The organism is Spirillospora sp. NPDC029432 (assembly GCF_040703975.1).
GTDB lineage: Bacteria > Actinomycetota > Actinomycetes > Streptosporangiales > Streptosporangiaceae > Spirillospora.
In genome coordinates, this window is record NZ_JBEZWH010000023.1 from 98185 (window position 1) to 118326 (window position 20142).

14 protein-coding genes are annotated in these 20142 nt (G+C 72.4%); 3 read left to right on the plus strand and 11 right to left on the minus strand.

Annotation, left to right across the window (positions count from 1 at the left end):
- Window positions 1-5: 5 nt before the first annotated feature.
- The gene (gene trxB / locus AB0881_RS20170; protein WP_366618630.1) at window positions 6-983 is read right to left on the minus strand and encodes a thioredoxin-disulfide reductase; all 978 of its coding nucleotides are present in this window, start codon (window positions 981-983) and stop codon (window positions 6-8) included.
- 171 nt (window positions 984-1154) lie between these two features.
- Here trxB and AB0881_RS20175 point away from each other — a divergent pair, with 171 nt between their 5' ends.
- Window positions 1155-1724 carry a dienelactone hydrolase family protein gene (locus AB0881_RS20175; protein WP_366618633.1) on the plus strand — a complete coding sequence of 190 codons (570 nt, stop codon included), beginning with the start codon at window positions 1155-1157 and terminating at the stop codon, window positions 1722-1724.
- 109 nt (window positions 1725-1833) lie between these two features.
- On the opposite strand, the gene AB0881_RS20180 is transcribed toward AB0881_RS20175, so the two are convergent.
- From AB0881_RS20180 to AB0881_RS20205, 6 genes are all read right to left on the minus strand, one after another.
- Window positions 1834-2640 (minus strand): hypothetical protein, encoded by an 807-nt coding sequence (locus tag AB0881_RS20180; protein WP_366618634.1) that lies wholly within the window; start codon window positions 2638-2640, stop codon window positions 1834-1836.
- A 26-nt stretch (window positions 2641-2666) separates the two neighbouring features.
- Complete coding sequence (gene sigM / locus AB0881_RS20185; protein ID WP_366618635.1) at window positions 2667-3260, minus strand: RNA polymerase sigma factor SigM; 594 nt, start codon at window positions 3258-3260, stop codon at window positions 2667-2669.
- Window positions 3261-3478: 218 nt separating this feature from the next.
- Window positions 3479-5137, minus strand: a complete 1659-nt coding sequence (locus AB0881_RS20190; RefSeq protein WP_366618636.1) for an AMP-binding protein — start codon at window positions 5135-5137, stop codon at window positions 3479-3481.
- A gap of 226 nt (window positions 5138-5363) precedes the next feature.
- Entirely contained in the window at window positions 5364-7160 is a 1797-nt protein-coding gene (gene murJ, locus AB0881_RS20195) for a murein biosynthesis integral membrane protein MurJ (protein WP_366618664.1), read from the minus strand.
- Between the two features lies 1 nt (window position 7161).
- Window positions 7162-9951: a DUF6049 family protein gene (locus AB0881_RS20200; protein ID WP_366618638.1), complete on the minus strand. Its 2790-nt coding sequence runs from the start codon at window positions 9949-9951 to the stop codon at window positions 7162-7164.
- Window positions 9952-10125: 174 nt separating this feature from the next.
- Entirely contained in the window at window positions 10126-10836 is a 711-nt protein-coding gene (locus tag AB0881_RS20205; RefSeq protein ID WP_366618640.1) for a YbaK/EbsC family protein, read from the minus strand.
- 386 nt (window positions 10837-11222) lie between these two features.
- Between AB0881_RS20205 and AB0881_RS20210 the strand changes: the two genes are divergently transcribed.
- Window positions 11223-12689: a CCA tRNA nucleotidyltransferase gene (locus AB0881_RS20210; RefSeq protein WP_366618642.1), complete on the plus strand. Its 1467-nt coding sequence runs from the start codon at window positions 11223-11225 to the stop codon at window positions 12687-12689.
- On the plus strand, window positions 12686-14020 hold the full coding sequence (locus tag AB0881_RS20215; RefSeq protein ID WP_366618644.1) for an adenosylmethionine--8-amino-7-oxononanoate transaminase: 1335 nt from the start codon (window positions 12686-12688) through the stop codon (window positions 14018-14020). Before AB0881_RS20210 ends, AB0881_RS20215 begins: the two co-directional genes overlap by 4 nt.
- On the opposite strand, the gene AB0881_RS20220 is transcribed toward AB0881_RS20215, so the two are convergent.
- The 4 genes from AB0881_RS20220 to AB0881_RS20235 form a co-directional block, all read right to left on the minus strand.
- Window positions 13975-15258 (minus strand): MFS transporter, encoded by a 1284-nt coding sequence (locus AB0881_RS20220; RefSeq protein ID WP_366618646.1) that lies wholly within the window; start codon window positions 15256-15258, stop codon window positions 13975-13977. The two genes, AB0881_RS20215 and AB0881_RS20220, sit on opposite strands and share 46 nt — an antisense overlap.
- Before the next feature lie 169 nt (window positions 15259-15427).
- Entirely contained in the window at window positions 15428-17212 is a 1785-nt protein-coding gene (locus tag AB0881_RS20225) for an ABC transporter substrate-binding protein (RefSeq protein ID WP_366618648.1), read from the minus strand.
- 216 nt (window positions 17213-17428) lie between these two features.
- The gene (locus tag AB0881_RS20230) at window positions 17429-18508 is read right to left on the minus strand and encodes an inositol-3-phosphate synthase (RefSeq protein WP_366618650.1); all 1080 of its coding nucleotides are present in this window, start codon (window positions 18506-18508) and stop codon (window positions 17429-17431) included.
- A gap of 67 nt (window positions 18509-18575) precedes the next feature.
- Complete coding sequence (locus AB0881_RS20235) at window positions 18576-19220, minus strand: PadR family transcriptional regulator (protein WP_366618652.1); 645 nt, start codon at window positions 19218-19220, stop codon at window positions 18576-18578.
- Window positions 19221-20142: the final 922 nt, after the last annotated feature.

Below are 20142 nucleotides of genomic sequence, written 5' to 3' on the forward strand. Positions count from 1 at the left end.
TCTGATCAGCCCTGGTGGGACAGTTCCTTGGGCGGCTGCTGGACGGTCTCGGCGGCCCCCTGGTCCTGCAGCCAGCGCTCGGCGTCGATGGCGGCCGAGCAGCCGCTGCCGGCCGCGGTGATGGCCTGGCGGTAGATGTGGTCGACCACGTCGCCGGCGGCGAACACGCCGGGGATCTTGGTACGGGTGGTGGGGGCGTCGACGAGCAGGTACCCGTCGGCGTCGGTCTCCAGCTGGCCGGCGAACAGCTCGCTGCGCGGGTCGTGGCCGATCGCGATGAACAGGCCGGTGACCTCCAGCTCGCTCTCGGCGCCGGTCTTGGTGTTGCGGATCCGCACGCCGGAGAGGCGGTCGTCGCCGAGCACCTCGGCGACCTCGCTGTCCCAGAGGAACCTGATCTTCTCGTTGGCGAACGCGCGATCCTGCATGATCTTGCTGGCGCGCAGCTCGTCACGGCGGTGGATCACGGTGACCGTACGGGCGAACTTGGTGAGGAAGATCGCCTCCTCCATCGCGGTGTCGCCGCCGCCGACGACGGCGATGTCCTGCTCGCGGAAGAAGAAGCCGTCGCAGGTGGCGCACCAGGAGACGCCGCGGCCGGACAGCCGCTTCTCGTTCTCCAGGCCCAGCTCGCGGTACCCGGAACCGGTCGCCACGATCACCGCGCGGGCGCGGTACACCTCGTCGCCCACCTTGACGATCTTGGGGTCGGCGGCCAGGTCGACCTCGGTGACGTCGTCGGCGATCAGCTCCGCGCCGAACCGCTCGGCCTGCTGGCGCAGCCCGTCCATCAGGTCGGGGCCCATGATCCCGTTCGGGAAGCCGGGGAAGTTCTCCACGTCGGTGGTGTTCATCAGAGCGCCACCGGCGGTCACCGAGCCCTCGAAGACCAGCGGCTTCAGGTCGCCGCGCGCCGCGTAGATGGCGGCCGTGTAGCCGGCGGGGCCCGAGCCGATGACGATGACGTTGCGGACGTCGCTCACTGTTCTGTGCCTCTCCTCTGTTCACCTTGGGTGCCGGCGGGCGTCCCGTGGTCGCGACGCCGGCCGCCGCACCCCCGGTACGGCCCGGCCTGCCAGTCGCGACAACCGATACTAGGCCCCGGTGATTCCCGCACCGTGCGAGCAGGGGTTTTCCGGCCCTAGGCTGATCCCATGGCGCCGATTCTCCTGCTGCATTCGATGTACGGGCTGCGGCCCGCCGTGCACGAGGCGGCCGACCGGCTGCGCGCGGCCGGCCACGAGGTGCACGTGCCCGACCTGTACGACGGGCGTGTCGTGGACGACCCCGAGGAGGGCGGCGCGATCAAGGAGGAGATCGGCCGGGACGAGCTGCTGCGGCGCGCGGTGTCCGCCGCCGCGCCGCACATCGACCAGGGCCTAGTGTACGCGGGGTTCTCGCTGGGCGGCTCGATCGCCCAGAACCTCGCCCTCGCGGACGCGAAGGCCCGCGGCCTGCTGCTCCTGCACGGCACGTCCGACCTCGCGGACGACGTGTCCACCGAGCTCGCGGTGCAGCTGCACGTCGCCGATCCCGACACGTACGAGCCCGTGGACTGGCTCAACGCCTGGTACCTGCGCATGCGCCGTGCCGGAGCGGACGTGGAGGTCTACCGGTACGGGGGCGCCGGCCACCTCTACACCGACCCGGACCTCCCCGACTACGACGCCGAGGCCGCCGAACGCACCTGGGCCATCGCCCAGGACTTCCTCGACGACCTCTAGAGTCCGGGCCGGGCCACGGACCTTCTGGAAGTTCCCTCGGCGGAACGTGCGTGATCCGCCCGGGCAGGCTCGCCTCCGGCGTCGCCTCCCGGGCGGATCACGAAGGGGCTCAGCCGCCGCGGCGGACCGTCGTCCGCTTGCGGACCTGCGTGTCCTGGGCGGAGCAGTCCGGCCCGACGACCCAGACGTCCAGCGTGCCCGCGGTGGCGGCCGGTGCCGCGATCACGGTGGCGGGCTCGCCGTCGTAGGTGGCGCTGTCGACCAGTTCGGGCGGCTTTCCGGCGGTGACGGCGCCGACGCAGCCGGCCAGCCGGGCGTCGGGCGGCCCGGCCGCGGAGCGCAGCTCGCCGCTCCGGTCGAGCGCGCCGCTGACCTGCTGGTCCAGGGTGTCGGCGCGGTAGTCGACACCGCTGCGGGTGACCTTGTAGGCGGGCTTCTCGGGGGCGGGCTCGCCTGGAGCGATCAGTTCGGACGTGCTCGGCCTGGCGCCGCTCGTGCTCCGCTCCGAGCCGGCGTCCTTGTTGTCACCGAGCGGTGGCGCGGTCGCCTGATGCTCGTTGCCGTCCAGGGCCACCGTGCCGACGACGGCGCCGCCGCCGAGCACGATCACGGTCGCCGCCGCGGCCGAGAGGATCCGCCAATGCCGCCTTCCACGTCTCTGTTCCAGGTTCACCACGGTGGCGTTGCTCAGCGATTCGGCCGCGATGGCCGAATCGATGCGGGACGCCAGCTCGGCGGGTATGGACGGGACGGGAGCCTCCGCCAGGATCCGGGAGACGTCCGCAAGGTCGGCGGATCGGTCCCGGCAGTCGGCGCAGGATTCGAGGTGCGCGTTGACGGAGGCGGCCTGGTCGTCTTCGAGCAGTCCCTCGGCCAGGTCGGCCAGGGTGTCGTAGTCATAATGCGCGGGGTTCATTAGGGCATGCCACCTCCTTCCACACCTCAGACGTTCTTGCGGTCCCGGCGGTTCCTGTGGTGGACCAGAAGCGGCGCCAGCCGGGCGCGGCCGCGCGCGCACCGGCTCTTGATCGTCCCGGCCGGCACCTCGAGGACCTGCGCGGCGTCGTCGACCGAGTAGCCCATCATGTCGACCAGGACGAGCGCGGCGCGCTGCTCGAACGGCAGCTGCGCCAGCGCGGTGTGGACGTCCAGCGACACCCCGTGGGCGTCGGTCGGGTCGGGCATCTTGGGCGCGACCGCGTCGAAGGTGGCGTCGTCCCCCATCGGGGTGGCGGGCCGTACGGACTTGCGGCGGATCCGGTCGAGGCAGGCGTTCACCACGATCCGGTGCAGCCATGTGGTCACGGCCGCGTCGCCGCGGAACCTGCCCGCCGCGCGGAACGCCGACAGGCACGCGTCCTGCAGCGCGTCGGCGGCCTCCTCCGGATCGCCGAGGGTGCGCAGGGCGACCGCCCACATCCGGTCCCGGTGCCGGTGCACCAGCGCCGAGAACGCGTGCGGATCACCCTGGGAATGCCGGGCGAGCAGCTCCTTGTCCGGTACCTCGTCCACATGCTGCATGCTCACCGACGTCATGAGCGCCCGCTCTCACGAGTGTGTGCGCCGCTCCGTGCCGGATGCGTGCGGTCGATCCTGCCTGGTCGCGTCGACACCGCTGAAATCCTGGGGGAAGGGGACAATCTGCTCAGAGGCACGATACCGACTGGCACCGCCTCGCGGGACGGTCCTCGTCACGTCATCTGCGACGGGAACCGTTTCGACCGGCCGGTACGGCGCCGGGGAAGGCGGGCCGGTCAGCCCTTGGCGACGCCGTACACGGTGATCTCGCTCATCTTGCCCTTCGGGGGCGAGGGCAGCTGGGTGAACCAGACCAGGACGTAGCGCCCGGTCGGTCGGGCGGATCCCTTGAACGTGGTCTCGCCCGCGTTCGGGGACTGGCTGGCGAACGCGGCCATCGACCCGATGTCGCGCTGGGCCCCGACCTTGATCTGGATGTTGCCGCCGCCCGCGGGGGTGGCGACCTTGACGCTGCTGACCTCGACGTTCCTGCCCATGTCGAGCACGACGCCGAGGCCCTCGGCGAGCTTGCCGAAGTCGGGGCCGGCGTAGGTCTGGGTCTCCCAGATCTCGCCGTTGCGGCCGTCGGTGAGGACGTTCAGGTTCTTGCCGATGGTCGTGTCGTGCCTGCCGCGGGACGACTTCTCGGCCTCGAAGACGTTCGCGACGTCGAGCCTGCCGGCCTGGGGCGCGGCCGACCGCGACGCGCGGGGCTGGTCGGTGGCGCCGGGCCGCTCGCCCTCGCCGGACGAGCCGCTGCTGCCGATGGCCCAGGCGCCCAGGCCGACGATCACGGTGAGCGCGGCGGCGGCGACGCCGAGCAGCGCGCGGTTGCCCGTCCTGAACCCGCCCGGACGCGGGGACGCGGGCATCGTGCCCCGGGTGCCGACGGCGGGCGGCGGCCCGTGCTGGGACCCGTGCTGCGGGCCGCGCTGAGCGCGTCCCTGCTGCGCGGGCTGCCGGCGGCCGCCCTGCTGCGGGTGCTGGTGCTGCGCGGAGCGCTGGCCCCGGCCGGGGGCCTGCCGTTCGGCCGGGCGGGCCGGCGGCGGTACGTGCTGCGTCCGCGCCTGCGTGTTGTGCCGGGCGGGCGCGGGAGGCTGGGCGCTGCCCAGGCCGGCGAACAGCGGCAGCGGCGTGCGGGGCACGCCGCGCAGGGCCTTGGCCAGCTCGGCGGGGTCGGCCAGCGGCTCCTGGCCCGCGACCTCGATGCCGAGGCAGCGGCAGACGATCGCGTCCACCGCGTACGGGACGCCCGCCTGGACCTGGCGCGGCGCCTTGACCGAGCCGTCGGCCTCCGGGGCGGCGGGCAGGGCCGACCGCTCCGGGTCGCCGGGCCAGTGCGCGGTCAGCGCCGCGTACAGCATCCCGCCCAGGCTCTCGACGTCCCGCCGGGCGGGCTCGTCGGAGTAGCGGTCGGCGAGGACGGCGTCGGTGGCGATGCCGAGCACCTTGACGGTGCCGCCGGTCGTCCACACCAGGTCGCGCGGCGACAGGCACAGGTGCGCCAGGCCGGCTTCGTGGGCGGCGGCGATGGCCTCGGCCGCCTCGTAGAGGAGGGTCGCGGCGCGGCCGGGTTCCAGCGGGGCCTTCTGGAGCATCTGCTCCAGGGTCTCGCCGGCGACCCACTCGCTCACCACGTACGCGCTCTCGCCGCTGTCGTCGGCGTCGAACACCTGGGTGAGGCGGGGGTCGGTGAGCCGGCTGGCGGCGCGTGCGGAGGTGACCACCTCGGCGATGCGAGGGAAGTCGGGGTCGAAGGTCCGGACGGCCACGGCACGGGCCAGGATCTCGTCGATGGCCTTCCAGAACGAGGAGCCGCCCGACTCCTTGATGCGCTTCTCGAGACGGTAGCGACCGGCGAGGCGCGTGCCGGGCTCGATGACGGACGTGCTCACGGCAGCGTCCTGCACAGGTGGTCAGATCCCATGTTCGTGGCGTGGCAGCTTACGCCTCCGACCCTCCTTTTGCGTTCCCCAGGGTGTCGCCCCGCAAGCCGTACTGCCCAACCATGGTAGTGCTAACTCTGATGGGCGGCTGCCTTATCGGGGCGCGTCCTGTGTACTTTGTCACGCGTACCTCGGCCGTTCTCCCGGCCTTCGTCCACGGCCTCCTGCTCTTCCGTCATTTCCGTCCCGGCAGACGGCGTGTGATCATCGACATCATCGAGCCGACCTCGTCCACCCGCATCATCCGTGCGAAGGCGAGGTAGAGCAACCCGCCGCCGGCGCTGCCGGCCGCGAGCGCGAGCAGTCCGGTGCCCAGCCCGGGGCCGAGCGCGGCGTCCACGATCGCGTGGACGGCGTACGCGAAGCCGATCAGCGGCCACAGGGCGACGATCAGCTTCAGGTAGGAGACGAAGATGCGGCGGCCGTCCATGCCGCCCAGCCGGCGGCGCAGGATCGCCCAGCCGAGCACCGCGCCGACGGTCTGCGCGATCGCGAACCCGCCCGCGATCCCAACGATGATCTTGTCGGTGGGCAGCACCGCGTAGGCGGTCAGCGCCATCGCGACATTGGTGATCACCACGCCGACGCCGATGAACGTGGGCGTCCGGGTGTCCTGCATCGAGTAGAAGACCCGCAGCATGAGCTGGTACGCCGCGAACGGCACCAGCGCGATCGCGAACATCCGCAGCACGTCGGCGATGACCTGCGCGTTCTCCACGGTCGTGGCGCCGTGCGCGAACAGCACGACGGTGATCTCCGAGGACAGCACGCCCATCAGCCCGGCGGCGGGCAGGATCACCACCGAGCACAGCCGCAGCCCGCTGGAGAAGTCGTCGCGGACCTCGGCCATCCGGCCGGCCGCCGCGTGCTCGCTCATCCGCGGCAGCAGCGCCGTGATCACCGAGACGCCGATGATCGCGTACGGCAGCTGGAAGAGCTGGTAGGCGTTGAAGTACGGGGTGTACCCGACGTCGCCGAGGCCCTGCTCGCGGCCCAGCACGCCGGCCGCGTTGGCGAGCCGGGTGGTCACCGCGAACCCGATCTGCGTGATCACCACGTACGCGAGCGTCCAGACCGCCATCTTGCCGATCTGGCCGAGCTCGCCCTTCTTGAAGTCGAGCCGCGGGCGCCAGCGGAAGCCGGAACCGCGCAGCGACGGCCACAGCGCGAGGGTCTGCAGCGCCATGCCGCCGATCGTGCCGCCGGCCAGCAGCGCGACCTGCCCGTCGCTGATCGAGTCGGGGGTGACCCGGCCGGTGGCGACCAGCAGGAACGCGCCCGCGGTGCAGCAGATGACGATGTTGTTGAGGACGGGCGCCCACATCGGCGCGGCGAACCGCTTGCGGGTGTTGAGGATCGCGCCGGAGAACGCGCTGACGCCCAGGAAGAAGATCTGCACCGCGAACAGCCGGGCGAACAGCACCGCCAGATCGCGCTGCGCGCCCTCCATGCCGCCGCCGTAGATGCCGATGAACAGCGGGCCGAGCAGCACCGCCACGGCGGTCATCAGCGCGAGGCCGAGCACCGCGAGCGTGAACAGCCGCTGCTCGTAGCGGGCGCCGTACGCCGCGTCGCGCTCCCTGGCCCGCACGATCAGCGGGACGACCACGGCGGTCAGGATCCCGCCGAGCAGCAGGTCGTAGACGATGAACGGGACCGTGTTGGCGGTGTTGTACGCGTCGGCCAGCGCGCCGGTGCCGAGCGCGGCGACCAGCAGCGCGGTCCGCAGGAAGCCGGTGATGCGGGAGGCCAGCGTCCCGACGGCCATCATCGCGCCGGACCTGAGCAGCCCGGCCGCGCCACCGCCCCGGCCGCCGCCGCCCGAGCCGGGCGGCTGCTCCTGGGACGGGCCGCCGCCCGCGGCGCTCAGGTCCGCGGTCGCGTCCGGCGTTCCGGTGCCGGGCGGGGTCCCGGGCGTGGCCGCGGGCCCGGACTGGCCGAGCCCGGCGGCCGCGCCGCCTGGCAGCGGCAGGTCAACCCTGGTCGCCGCCCCGGTGCCGGCCGGCGGCGGGCCACCCGGACGTCCCTGCCCCGGATTCGGCGTCGGCCGAGGGGCCTGGGGCTGCCCCGGGGCCGGCCTCGCGTGCCGGCCAGGGGTCCGCGGCGGCGGTCCCGAAGGAGCCTGAGGGGTCTGCTGAGTCTGCGGGGTCTGCGGATTCTGCGGGTGGGGCTGACTCCGGGGGCCCTGCGGGGCCTGCGGGTGCTGCGGATTCTGCGGCCACGCCTCCCGGCCACGCGGATCCGGGGGCCCCTGCGGGCCCGGCTGCGCCTGCGGCGCCCACTGGCCCTGCGGTCCCTGCGGACCCGGGCGTCCCTGCGGGGCCCACTGGTCCTGGCCCGGCGGGGGGCCGGGCGGCCTCCGCCCGGGTGGGGGGCCTGAAGTCGGGGGTACCGGCGGCCACGGGTCCGGCGCCGGCGGCCGCTCCAGATCCCGCGGCTCCCGCGGGTCCGGCCGCCGCTGGTCCCATTCCGGTCGATCCGTCACCGGCTGCCTCCGCTTTCCGGCGGCGCCTCGCTCTGATGGCCCGCACTCCGACGCCCACGAAGAGTACGGCAAGTCCGCCACCGGTGATGAGCAGTGCCAGCTGCCCGTAGCCGGTGGTGCGGACCTTGATGTACGTGGCCTCGCCGAACGTCCGGCCGTCCGACGACTTCAGCCGCGCCTGCACCCGGACGTCGCCGTTGCCGGCGGCCTGGACCGGGATCCAGCGGGATCGCTTCTGGCCGGGCCCGAGCGTGATCAGCTTGTCCTCGTCGTCGACCTCGCCGACCTGGAGCCGGGCGGTGTTCTCCGACACGACCTCCAGCCGGACCTCGATCGTCTGGTTGGGCAGCCCGTTCACGATGGTGATGGGGAACTTGCCCGAGTCGCCCGCCAGCGAGACGCGGTCCTTCTCGGGCGGGATGACGGTGACCCGGCCCATGTCCGCGTCGAGCCGGTCGTCCAGCGAACCGCGGGCGGCGACGGCCTGCCGGTAGCGGGACTTGCCGCGCCACGCGCTCGACTCCGCCCGCAGCACCGCGCGCCGGTAGTTCATCGTGATCGGCTCGGCCATCACGGAGCCGAAGCGGGCGGCGGACCGGGAGATGCGCGCGACCTCCCGCAGGTAGCGCTCGCCCAGCTCGTACGCCTCCATGGAGTCCGGGTAGCCGCGGTACACGCGCTCCTGCGGCGTCGCCGCGGCGACCTTGGCGAGCTCCGTGGTCCGCATCCAGGCGCTGGAGCCGGTGTGGTTCAGCAGGTTCTTGGCGAACGCGGGCGAGGGGTTCCAGCGCCGGTCCGGGACGACGACCAGCGACCGGGCCAGCGTCGGCGCCTCCGCGCTGATCATCGCGGTCTCGGCGAGGAAGCGCTGCTCGGCCAGCACCGCGGCGCCCGGCGACCGGGTGTCGGCACTGACGATCTTGTTGAGCGTCTCGTCGTACACGACGGCCCGCTTGGCGCCCTCGGACGTCGGGAGCGAGGTGGTGGCGCTCGGCGTGTAGCCCTGCGCGGGGTCGGCGAACGCCGCGCTGCTCATCAGGAACGGGCCGTTCCCGAGCCGGCCCAGCTTGGCCATCTGGTCGAGGGTGCCCGGCCCCGCCATCCCGGACGGCGGCCACGCGACCTGGGCGTTCGGCTGGCGGCGTAGGACCTGGCCCGCGACGCCGGTGTTGCCGTACGCGATGCCCAGGTGGTTCTGCATCTTGTGGCGGACGAGCGCGACGGCGTCGGGGTCGGCGTACGGGACGGTGAAGTACGGGTCGTCCTTGGAGGCCGTGCGCAGCGCGTTCAGCCAGGTTTCGGCGGCGGGGCTCTTCTCCTTGCGGGTGCCGCGCTCGGTCTTGGGCGGCTTCACCGTGTACGCGCCGCTCGCCATCGTGTGGACGTCGTCCATCAGCGCGGGGTCGATCGACCACGTGAGCGGGGTGCGGGTGCCCGCGGCGGCGCCGACGAGGCCGCCCAGCCGGCCCTGCGGCGAGATCTCGGCGGCGAGCCGGTCGTCGAGGAAGGTGTCGTCGGCGGCGCGGTGCTGGCGGCTCATCAGCGGCCAGACCCAGGCCACCGACAGCGGCTTGACCTGCGTGCCCCTCGGCATGAACGTGACGAACGTGGTGACGCCGGCCAGCGCCTGGCCGTACTGGTTCAGGACCTCGACGCCGATCGGGTAGACGCCGAACTGGCGGAGGCCGATCGCCGCCGTCGTGGTGCTGAGCGAGAAGGACGCCGAGCCGCCGGCGGCGCCCGCCTGCGGCAGCGGCCGGGACGCGGGCGCGCCGCTCAGCCGGGCCGGCTGGCCGGCGGCGAACTGGGCGAGCTCGGTGCGGCTGCTCATCCGGTGGGCGGACGTGCGGAGCCGCACGGTCACGCCGGGAAGCGCCTGGCCCGAGACGTTCCGTACCGCTCCGGTGACGGTGATCTTGGACTTGGCGCCGGTGGCCTCGGCGGTCTTCGGGGTGACCGTGCCGAGCGCGAGCGTGACCTGGGTCTTGGACCGGTCCTGGGCGGCGCCGCCGCGGTCCCGCGCGGGGTCCGCCGCTGCGGCCGCGCCGGCCGCCGGCTCGGCGGGTACCGCCATGGCCGTGGGCGCGGTGCCCAGGACCACGCAGGAGAGCAGGGTGGTCGCAGCCACCGCGTGTAGGACCGTTCTCACGCCCTGTCCGTCCACACCGTTCCCACCCGGAGACCCGTCCGGAATCCCACCCGGAGGCCGCCGGGCGCCCGGGGACAGCGGGCGTCGCTTTCCCGCATCACGCGCACGATCGTAGCCCCGCCGCCGCACCGCCCCGGCCGCACGCCGCCCGGGAGCGCGCCGCCGGACCGGTCCGTCCCCGCCACCTGCCCCTCCTGATCATCGCCGTCCGTCTCGCTCGCCTTCGCCCCCAACTCTGCCGCCTCGGACCTCACGTCGGCGTAAAGACGCGAAAGGAGCATGCCCGGAAGTACGTGGGCGGGGTCACGTGCTGGACGGGTTGGCCCGATAGGGGAACGACGGAGACGGCTGAGACGCCGGAGAGGGCGATGAGGACGCGGACGAGCCCGTGCCGTGCCGCCGCCGAGCCGGGAGCCCGGCCTTGGACTGCCAGGGCGGCCGCCGCTCGGCCCGCTCGGCGCGTTCCGTCCGCTCAGCGCGCTCGGCGCGCTCGGCACGTTCAGAACGGTCGGGACGCTCGCGCTCGCTCAGCCGGACGGGCTTGGCGCCGCTCAGCGCGCAAAGGTCGGACGCGCGGATCCCCAGCGCCGTCGACGCCTCCCCCGTCGCGGTGTAGACGACGTCGTCCAGCGGCAGCGCGTCCAGCATCCCCTGGTCGACCAGCACCGGCATGCCGTCGGGCAGCAGCAGCGGGCAGACGAGGTCGGCGGCGTACTCGGTGACCGAGTTGACCAGGTCGGCACGGGCGGGCCGGATCAGCCGCGCGCCGGTGGCCTGCCGGACCGGTTCGGCGGGCGGCTCGGTCCCGGCCCGGACGATCACGCCCGCGAGGAAGCGCCGGCCGCGCTGGACGTCGTTGCAGGCGAAGACCCGCGTCGCCAGGCACCGGTGCGCGGGCAGCCCGAGCGCGCCGGGCAGTTCGTCCGCACGGGCGATCCCGACCGGCAGCCGGACGATCTCGTGCTGGATCTCCCGTTCGAGGAGCGATCGGTGGATGGTGAGGGCGTCCTTCATCTTCGCCTCCGTCCCGCGGGGGATCCGTCCCCGCGCACACCCCCGGTTCCGGTCCCTGCACCCCGGTGGGCCCGTGTAGTGAGAGCCCCCCACATACCCCCGGAGCCCGTCTTCATCCGTGCCGCGCCGGCGCGCCACCGGCGCTCTTTCCGGCCGGCTCGCGACGCGGGTGGAACGCCCCCCGCTGCTCCCCGCTACCGTTGAGCGTCTTACGGGAGTCCTCGGCGATGGTCCGTCCGGTACGGCGGGGCGTCATCGGGGGTGTCCAGAACGTAACCCGGAGATCGCACCATGTGAAGGGTCTTCTTACTCCACCTTCGCGGACGAAGGCTCTCCCCGGGGTACGCAAAGCCTTTTGTCCGCAGGTTCCCGAGGAAATACGCTGGATGGCCGTGTCCAATCACCAAGTGACCCCAGAGCAGACGCCCGAGCGGCGCGTCGCCATCGCCGAGCTGCTGCGCCCCATCGCCCCCGTGGCGGACGAGCTCGGCGCCCGCTTCGAGGCCGCGGGTCACGAGCTGGCCCTGGTCGGCGGGCCCGTCCGGGACGCGCTGCTGCGCCGGCCGGGCAAGGACGTCGACCTGACGACCGACGCCCCGCCGGAACGGATCCTGGAGCTCATCAAGGGCTGGGCCGACAACATCTGGACGATCGGGATCGAGTTCGGCACGGTCGGGCTGCGCAAGGGCTCCCACGAGCTGGAGATCACCACCTACCGCAGCGAGTCGTACGACCCCAAGTCCCGCAAGCCCCAGGTCCAGTACGGCACGTCGCTGCACGAGGACCTGCGGCGCCGCGACTTCGCGGTGAACGCGATGGCGGCCCGGCTGCCCGGGCACGAGTTCGTCGACCCGTTCGGCGGGCTGGCCGACCTGCGCGACAAGGTGCTGCGGACGCCGGGCCGGCCGGAGGACTCCTTCGGCGACGACCCGCTGCGGATGATGCGCGCCGCCCGGTTCGCGTCCCAGCTCGGCTTCACGGTCGCGCCGGACGTCGTGGCGGCGATGACCGACATGGCCGGCCGGATCGAGATCGTCTCCGCCGAGCGGGTCCGCGACGAGCTGTCCAAGCTGATCTGCGGGGCGCATCCGCGCGAGGGGCTGGCGCTGCTGGTCGACACCGGTCTCGCGGCGCACGTGCTGCCGGAGCTGCCGAAGCTGCGGCTGGAGATCGACGAGCACCACCGGCACAAGGACGTGTACGAGCACTCGCTGATCGTTCTGGAGCAGGCGATCGCCCAGGAGGAGGACGGGCCGGACCTGATCCTGCGGCTGGCGGCGCTGCTGCACGACATCGGCAAGCCGAAGACGCGGCGGTTCGAGGCCGGCGGGCGGGTGTCGTTCCACCACCACGAGGTGGTCGGCGCGAAGATGACGCGCAGGCGGCTGACCGAGCTGCGCTACCCGAAGGACGTCGTCCAGGCGGTGTCGCGGCTGGTGGAGCTGCACCTGCGCTTCCACGGGTACGGCACCGGCGAGTGGACCGACTCGGCCGTCCGCCGGTACGTCCGGGACGCGGGCCCGCTGCTGTCGCGGCTGCACAAGCTGACCCGGGCCGACTGCACCACCCGCAACCGGCGCAAGGCCGACCGGCTGCGCCGCACGTACGACGACCTGGAGGCGCGGATCGAGCGGCTGGCCGAGGAGGAGGAACTGGCCGCGATCCGCCCGGAGATCGACGGGAACGAGATCCAGGAGATCCTCGGGATCACGCCGGGCCCGCTGGTGGGGAAGGCGTACCGGTTCCTGCTCGAACTGCGCCTGGACCGCGGCCCGATCGGGCACGACGCGGCGGCCGACGAGCTCCGCCGCTGGGGCGCCGAGCAGGGCATCATCGGCGGGGAGGCGCCGTGATCGAGCTGAACCTCGGCCGGATGAGCCCGGCCGAGGCCGACCGGCTGCTGGAGTTCGACCGCGAGCACATCTGGCACCCGTACGCGCCGATGCCGGCGACCGCGCCCGTGCTGCCGGTGGTGTCGGCGTCGGGAGTGCGGCTGACGCTGGCCGACGGCACCGAGCTGATCGACGGGATGTCGTCCTGGTGGGCGGCCGTGCACGGCTACGACCACCCGGCGTTGAACGCCGCCGTGACCCGGCAGCTCGGCAAGATGGCGCACGTGATGTTCGGCGGCCTCACCCATCCGCCCGCGGTGGAGCTGGCCGGGAAGCTGGTCGAGCTCTCCCCCGCGCCGCTGACCAAGGTGTTCTTCGCCGACTCCGGCTCGGTGTCGGTCGAGGTCGCGATCAAGATGGCGCTCCAGTACTGGCGGTCGCAGGGCAGGCCGGAGAAGCACCGCCTGCTGACCGTGCGGGGCGGCTACCACGGCGACACGTTCGGCGACATGGCCGTGTGCGACCCGGTGAACGGGATGCACCACCTGTTCAGCGACGTGCTGGCGCGGCACGTCTTCGCGCCGCCGCCCCCGCTGGGGTACGCCGCCGAGCCCGACGCGGCCTACCTGGACGAGCTGTCCGACCTCGCCGGCAAGCACGCGCACGAACTCGCCGGGATCATCGTCGAGCCGATCGTCCAGGGCGCCGGCGGGATGCGCTTCTACGCCCCCGAGTACCTCCAGGCCCTGCGCGCGCTGGCCGACGAGCACGGCCTGCTGCTGATCCTGGACGAGATCGCCACCGGCTTCGGCCGTACGGGCGAGCTGTGGGGCTGCGACCACGCCGAGATCGCTCCCGACATCATGTGCCTCGGCAAGGCGCTGACCGGCGGCTACATGACGATGGCCGCGACCCTGTGCACCGACGAGGTCGCGCACGGCATCTCCTCGGGCGAGGCCGGGGCGCTCATGCACGGCCCCACGTACATGGCCAACCCCCTGGCGGCGGCGGTCGCGAGCGCGTCCATCGACCTGCTCCTGTCGCGGGACTGGCGTTCCGAGGTCGACACGATCGAGGCGGTGCTGACCGCCGGCCTGGAAGGCGCGGCCGGGCTGCCCGGCGTCGCGGATGTCCGCGTGCTGGGCGGGATCGGCGTGGTCGAGGCGCGCGAGCCGGTGGACGTGACGGACGTCCAGCAGATCGCCATGGACCACGGCGTGTGGCTGCGGCCGTTCGGGAAGCTGATCTACGCGATGCCGCCGTACGTCTGCACCGAGGACGAGACCGGCCACATCGCCGACGCCCTCTACGCGATCGCCGAGTCCCTAGTGCGCGACGACGCGGCCCAGTAGACGGCGGCGCCCACCGAGTACGCGGCGACGACGATCCCCAGGGTCGGGTAGGAGAGCCCGTCAGCGGGCAGCCAGGCGGCCGCCGCAGCGGCGGCGGCCGCGAACGTGGCGTTGAAGAGCATGTCGTACACGGCGAAGACGCGCCCCCGGTAGGCGTCGTCGATCGACTCCTGGAGGATCGTGTCGACGCAGAGCTTCACGCCCTGCGACACCACCCCGAGCGCGAACCCGCCGGCCGCCCACAGCGGCTCGCTGAACGGCGTGCCGAGCACGAGCAGGCACACCGCCCCGGCCGCCAGCAGCACGGTGATCCACGCCTGCTTGCTGATCCGCCGCACCACCAGCGGCGTGATCACCGCGGCGGCGAAGAAGCCGGCGCCCGAGACGCCCAGCATCATCGCGAACGTGGCGAGCCCCGCGTCGGCGTCGTCCGCGAAGTGGTTGCGGCACAGCAGCAGCGTCATGATCAGGACGACGCCGTACAGGAACCGGTGGAACGACATCGCCGCCAGCCCGAACGCCGCCGGGCGCCGCCGCACGATGTGCCGCCCGCCGTCCACGAGGCCGCGCAGGACGTTCCCGAGGGCCTCGCGCGTCTGCGGCGTCGCCTCGTCCAGATGGGGGCCGAGGACGCCGCGCGGCAGCGACGTCGCGACCAGCCCGGCGAGCAGGAACATGCCGCCGCAGCACAGCAGGATCAGCGCCGTCCCGGCGTGCCCGGCCCCGAACAGGCCGCGCAGCAGGTAGCCGATACCGCCGCCGGCGAACGCGATGATCGTTCCGGAGGTGACGGCGAACGCGTTGGCCGTCACCAGGTGCTCGCGCCTCACCACGTGCGGGAGGCCGGCCGACAGCGCGGCCAGGAAGAACCGGTTGACGCCGAGCAGCATCAGCACGCCGACGAAGAAGGCGGCGCCGTCCTGCCCCGCCCCCACCAGCGCGGCCACCAGAACGATCATGACGGCGCGCAGCACCGGGGTCCACACCAGGATCTGCCGCCGCCGCCAGCGGTCGATCAGCACCCCGGCGAACGGCCCGAGCGCCGAGTACGGCAGCAGCGTCACCGCGAAGGCCGCCGCGGCCTTGCCCGCCGACGCCTGCCGCTCCGGCGAGAAGAACACGTAGCCCGCCAGCGCAACTTGGAAGACGCCGTCGGTGAGCTGCGAGGTCAGCCGCGTGGCGTACAGCCGCCGGAAGTCGCGGCCGCGCAGGATCGCCCGCAGTTCGCTCGCTCTCACCTGATCAGCCTAATCGCCGTTTATGGCCTTACGTCCGTGCGGCGGCTCGGGGCCGCTTCACGCGGCGGCTTCCCTCGTCACTCCGGTCGCAGGCTCCCTGCGCTCCTCAGTCCAGCCACCGCGCGGCCCCTCGCGCTGATCGCCGTGCGGCCGCCTCCGGCGGCGGAGGTCAGCGGGCGAGCCAGACGCGGGTGAAGTCGTAGTTGGCCGCGGTCGGCAGGAAGACCGCGCCGCCCACCCGGGACGAGTGGAAGATCGGGTGGGACCGGTTGAGCAGCGGCACGATCGCCGCGTCCTCCATGATCGTCTTATCGGCCTGCTGCCAGTGGCCGGCCGCGTGGCCCGGCTCGGGCGCGGTCAGCGCGGCGTCGATCATGCCGTTCACCATGAAGTTGTCGTAGCCGCCGTAGTTGGTGGAGCCCTCGCCGTAGGTGCGGCCGTCGAACAGCGGCTGGATGATCGACCGGCCGTTGTTGCCGTACCAGTCGGGCGTCCAGCCGGGCGCGGCGATGTCCCAGGCGCCCTCGGCGGCCCGCTCCGGCGAGGAGATCGTCTTGCCGTAGAACGTGCCGCCCGAGTCGGGCGACAGCTCGGCGTCCACCCCGCACGCCTCCAGATTCGCCTTGACCGACTCGGCGATCAGCTTGTGCACGCTGTTGGTGCGGTACGGGAACGTGAACTTCAGCCCGCGGGGATGGCCGGCCTCCGCCAGCAGCCGGCGGCAGCGCGCCGGATCGCCCGCCTCGCCGGGCGTCGGGTACCGGTCGGCCGGCGCGTACCCGGAGTTGCCGGGCGGGATCACCGTGTGCAGCGGCTCGGCGACCTCCGGCCCGCCGACGATCTTGATGAGCGCGGTGCGGTCGATCGCGTACTGCAGCGCCTGCCGCACCTCCTTCTTCCCGAGCGCGCCGCCGTTGTTGGGGCTGCGGGTGTTGAAGACCAGGTACGGGCTGTTGCTGGGCGCATCCCGGATCGCGAACCGCGGGTCCCGCTCCCGCCGCAGCCGGGGGATCGCGGCGGTCGGCACGGGATGGTCCCAGGACAGGTCGGCGGTGCCGGTCTCCAGCTGCTGCTGCACCGCCTGCGGCGAGTCCTGGCCGAGCGTGATCTGGATCTTCTCCACGTACCGGCCGCGCAGCGGGTCGGTCTCCCGCCGCCAGACCGGGTTGCGGCTCAGCACGTACGAGCCGCCCGGCCGGTACTCGGTGATCTGGTACGGCCCGTTGGAGATCGTGTTCTGCCGGAAATCTGGACCGTCCGGGACGTACCGGTCGTACTCCTCCGGCGCCGGGGCCGTGAACTGCAGCGACAGCAGGTTGAGGAAGTCGCTGGCCGGCTCCTTCAGGCGGAAGACGAGCGTCCGGTCGTTCTCGGCGGTGATGCCCTTGATGTCATGGTCGTCCTGGTATCCGGCCATGGCCGCCGGGTTCTTGGCGTCGACCTTCGCGTAGCCGTCGCAGTACTCCTCCATCCCCTCCAGCGTGGAGATGTAGTAGCCCTTGCCGCTGGACGGCGACGCCGGATTGCACAGCCGCTCGAACCCCCGGACGAAATCCGCGGCGACCACCGGGCGCGGCGGCTCGGTGTTCCACCGCACGCCCTCGCGGAGCTTCACCGTGTACGTGCGGCGGTCCTTGCTGATGCCGCCGTTCTCCCGAGTGGGGATCTCGACGGCCATGTCGGGCTGCAGCGGGATGGTCTCGTCGAAGTTGTTGGACGCCTTCGTCCCGAACAGCGGGCGCGCGAACGTCCGCGTGAGGCCGTACGCGCCGACGCTGTTGCCGCTGGCGGTGTCCAGATGCTCGACGTCGGACGACCCCACCACGCGGAGCGTCCCGCCCTCGCGCGGCGGGCCCGTGGGGACCGCGGACGGGTCCGCGCCGCCTCCGCACGCGGTGAGCCCCAGCGCGAGTCCCGCGCATCCCGCCGTCACCTTGAGCGTCTGGCGCATCATGCCCCTCCTCCACTCGGGTTCCGAACGCTACGCGCCCATCACCGCCGGTGCCAGACTAGAGCCAGAGAGTGACAATGGCCTCAACGTCGCCATTTTTCCCGAGAACATGAAAGCGCCCCGGCGGTGGGGAACCACCACCGGGGCGCCGTGAGACTCGGCGCGCCGACGTTTCGGGAGGTCCGTCGGCGTGCCTGTCAGCGTTCCGTCAAAGATCCGTCAGCGGTCGACCTCGCCGCGGATGAACTTCTCGACGGCCTCGTGCGCGTCGTCGTCGCTGTACTGCACGGGCGGCGACTTCATGAAGTAGGAGCTGGCCGACAGGATCGGGCCGCCGATGCCGCGGTCCTTGGCGATCTTGGCGGCGCGGACCGCGTCGATGATGACGCCGGCGGAGTTGGGGGAGTCCCAGACCTCCAGCTTGTACTCCAGGTTCAGCGGGGTGTCGCCGAAGGACTTGCCCTCCAGGCGGACGTAGGCCCACTTGCGGTCGTCCAGCCACGGCACGTGGTCGGACGGGCCGATGTGCACGTCGGCCTTGGCCATCTCGTGCGGGATCTGGGAGGTCACCGACTGCGTCTTGGAGATCTTCTTGGACTGGAGGCGCTTGCGCTCCAGCATGTTCATGAAGTCCATGTTGCCGCCGAAGTTGAGCTGGTACGTGCGCAGCAGCTCGACCCCGCGGTCCTCGAACAGCTTCGCCATCACGCGGTGGGTGATGGTGGCGCCCACCTGCGACTTGATGTCGTCGCCGACGATCGGCACGCCCGCCTCGGTGAACTTCTCGGCCCACTCGGGGTCGGAGGCGATGAAGACCGGCAGCGCGTTCACGAACGCGACCTTGGCGTCGAGCGCGCACTGGGCGTAGAAGCGGTCGGCCTCCTCCGAGCCCACCGGCAGGTACGACACCAGGACGTCGACCTGCGCGTCCTTGAGCGCCTGCACGACGTCGACCGGCTCGGCGTCCGACTCCTCGACCATCTCCCGGTAGTACTCGCCCAGGCCGTCGAAGGTGTGGCCGCGCTGCACGGTCACGCCGGTCGGCGGGACGTCGCAGATCTTGATCGTGTTGTTCTCGCTCGCGACGATGGCCTCGGACAGGTCCATGCCGACCTTCTTCGCGTCCACGTCGAACGCCGCGACGAACTCCACGTCGCCGACGTGGTACTCGCCGAACTGGACGTGCATGAGACCCGGGACGCGCATCGCGGGGTCCGCGTCCTTGTAGTACTCGACGCCCTGGACGAGCGAAGCGGCGCAGTTGCCCACACCGACGATGGCGACACGCACCGAACCCATCCGGTTGCTCCTTCTCATGTAGCGGGACATGTGGTGGCTCTCCACCAGACCTGGCGGCGGCCGCGGGTCAGCGGCCGTGCTCGCGAGGCGTGTCCTGAGTCTGTTTAGCGTTGCTCACGCTGCTGTCGGCCTTGGCGGCCCTTGCCTTCTCCTGCTCCGCCCGCTCGCGCCCGATCAGCTCGTTGAGCCACCGGACCTCGCGTTCGACGGACTCGAGCCCGTGGTTCTGCAGCTCGAGGGTGTAGCTGTCGACGCGCTCACGGGTCCGCGCCAGCGCGGACCGCACGCTCTCGAGCCGCTCCTCCAGCCGGCTGCGCCGGCCTTCGAGGATCCGCAGCCGGACGTCGGCGCGGGTGTGCGAGAAGAAGGCGAAGTGCACGCCGAACCCCTCGTCCTCCCACGCCGCCGGGCCGGCCTCGGTGAGCAGCTGCTGGAGCCGCTCCTTGCCGTCGGCGGTGAGCTTATAAACGATCTTCGAGCGGCGGCTCTGCAGGGCCAGCGCCGTGTTCGGCTCCTCCGGCCGGTCCTCGACGATGAGCCCCTTGGCGAGGAGCTGCTTGAGGCACGGGTAGAGCGAGCCGTACGAGAGGGCGCGGAACATGCCGAGCACGACGTTGAGCTGTTTGCGCAGCTCGTAACCGTGCATGGGGGACTCGTGGAGCAGGCCGAGAACGGCGAGTTCGAGAACGCCCGATCCCTTCCTGCCTCCCATGCGCTCCCCATTTCCGCGGAGCCGGGGACTCCGCTCGACGACGGGCCGGGCCGCCGGGTGGACGGCCCGATGTGTCACTTCGATGTATCGAGTCAATGTATCGGCTCGATACATCGCAAAGATACGTACCGGCCGGGATCCTGGCAAGTCTCGGAGACGGAGAGAAGCGTCGGGACGGCAACATTTGACGCATGTCACATGCGCGTAGGGGGACGAGCTGGGACGCTGTACCGGCAGACCCCGCGACCCCTGGGTTTGCGGATAGGGCACGCGAATGCGGAGAATCCGGGGTCTATGTGGTCGAAGTATGCCAAGGTTGCGCTTGAAACACCTGACGGTGTCATACGTACTCGGCCATGGAGACGAGCCCCGCAGCCAGCGCGGACGACGTCCGGGCGGCCTCGCGGCCGGCGGGGTTCCCACGGCCCGGGACGTGACCCGAGGAAGGTCTCGGCCGTGCGCACGGGTCTCCCGCGCACCCGCTCGCACAGTACTCTTCGGACGACGCAAAGCCGTACCCCCGTGGATGAGGACGCGTGAGTAATCCAAGCCAGCCCCGACCCAGAGCCAGGTCGCAGCGGCCGGGCGGGAACCTTCCCCGCCCCAGCCGATCCGGTGCCCAAGGCCGGGCCGGAGCCAAGACGGACTCGCCCATGCCCGGCCGCCCCCAAGCCCGCCGCGCGGCCGGACCCGGTGGTCCGGGCCGCCCCGGCGGGCCGCGAGGCGGCGTTCCGCGCGGAGGCGGCGGCGGGCGCCGCGCCATGGGAGGACCCGGCGGTCCCCCCGGCGGCGGTCGAGGTGGCGCGCCGGGAGGCCCGGGAGGCCCGGGCGGCCGCGGCATGGAGATGGTGCTGGTCACGCCGCTCTTCGTCATCTTCCTGATGCTGCTGGCGGCGGGCGGCCGGATGGTGGACGCGCAGAG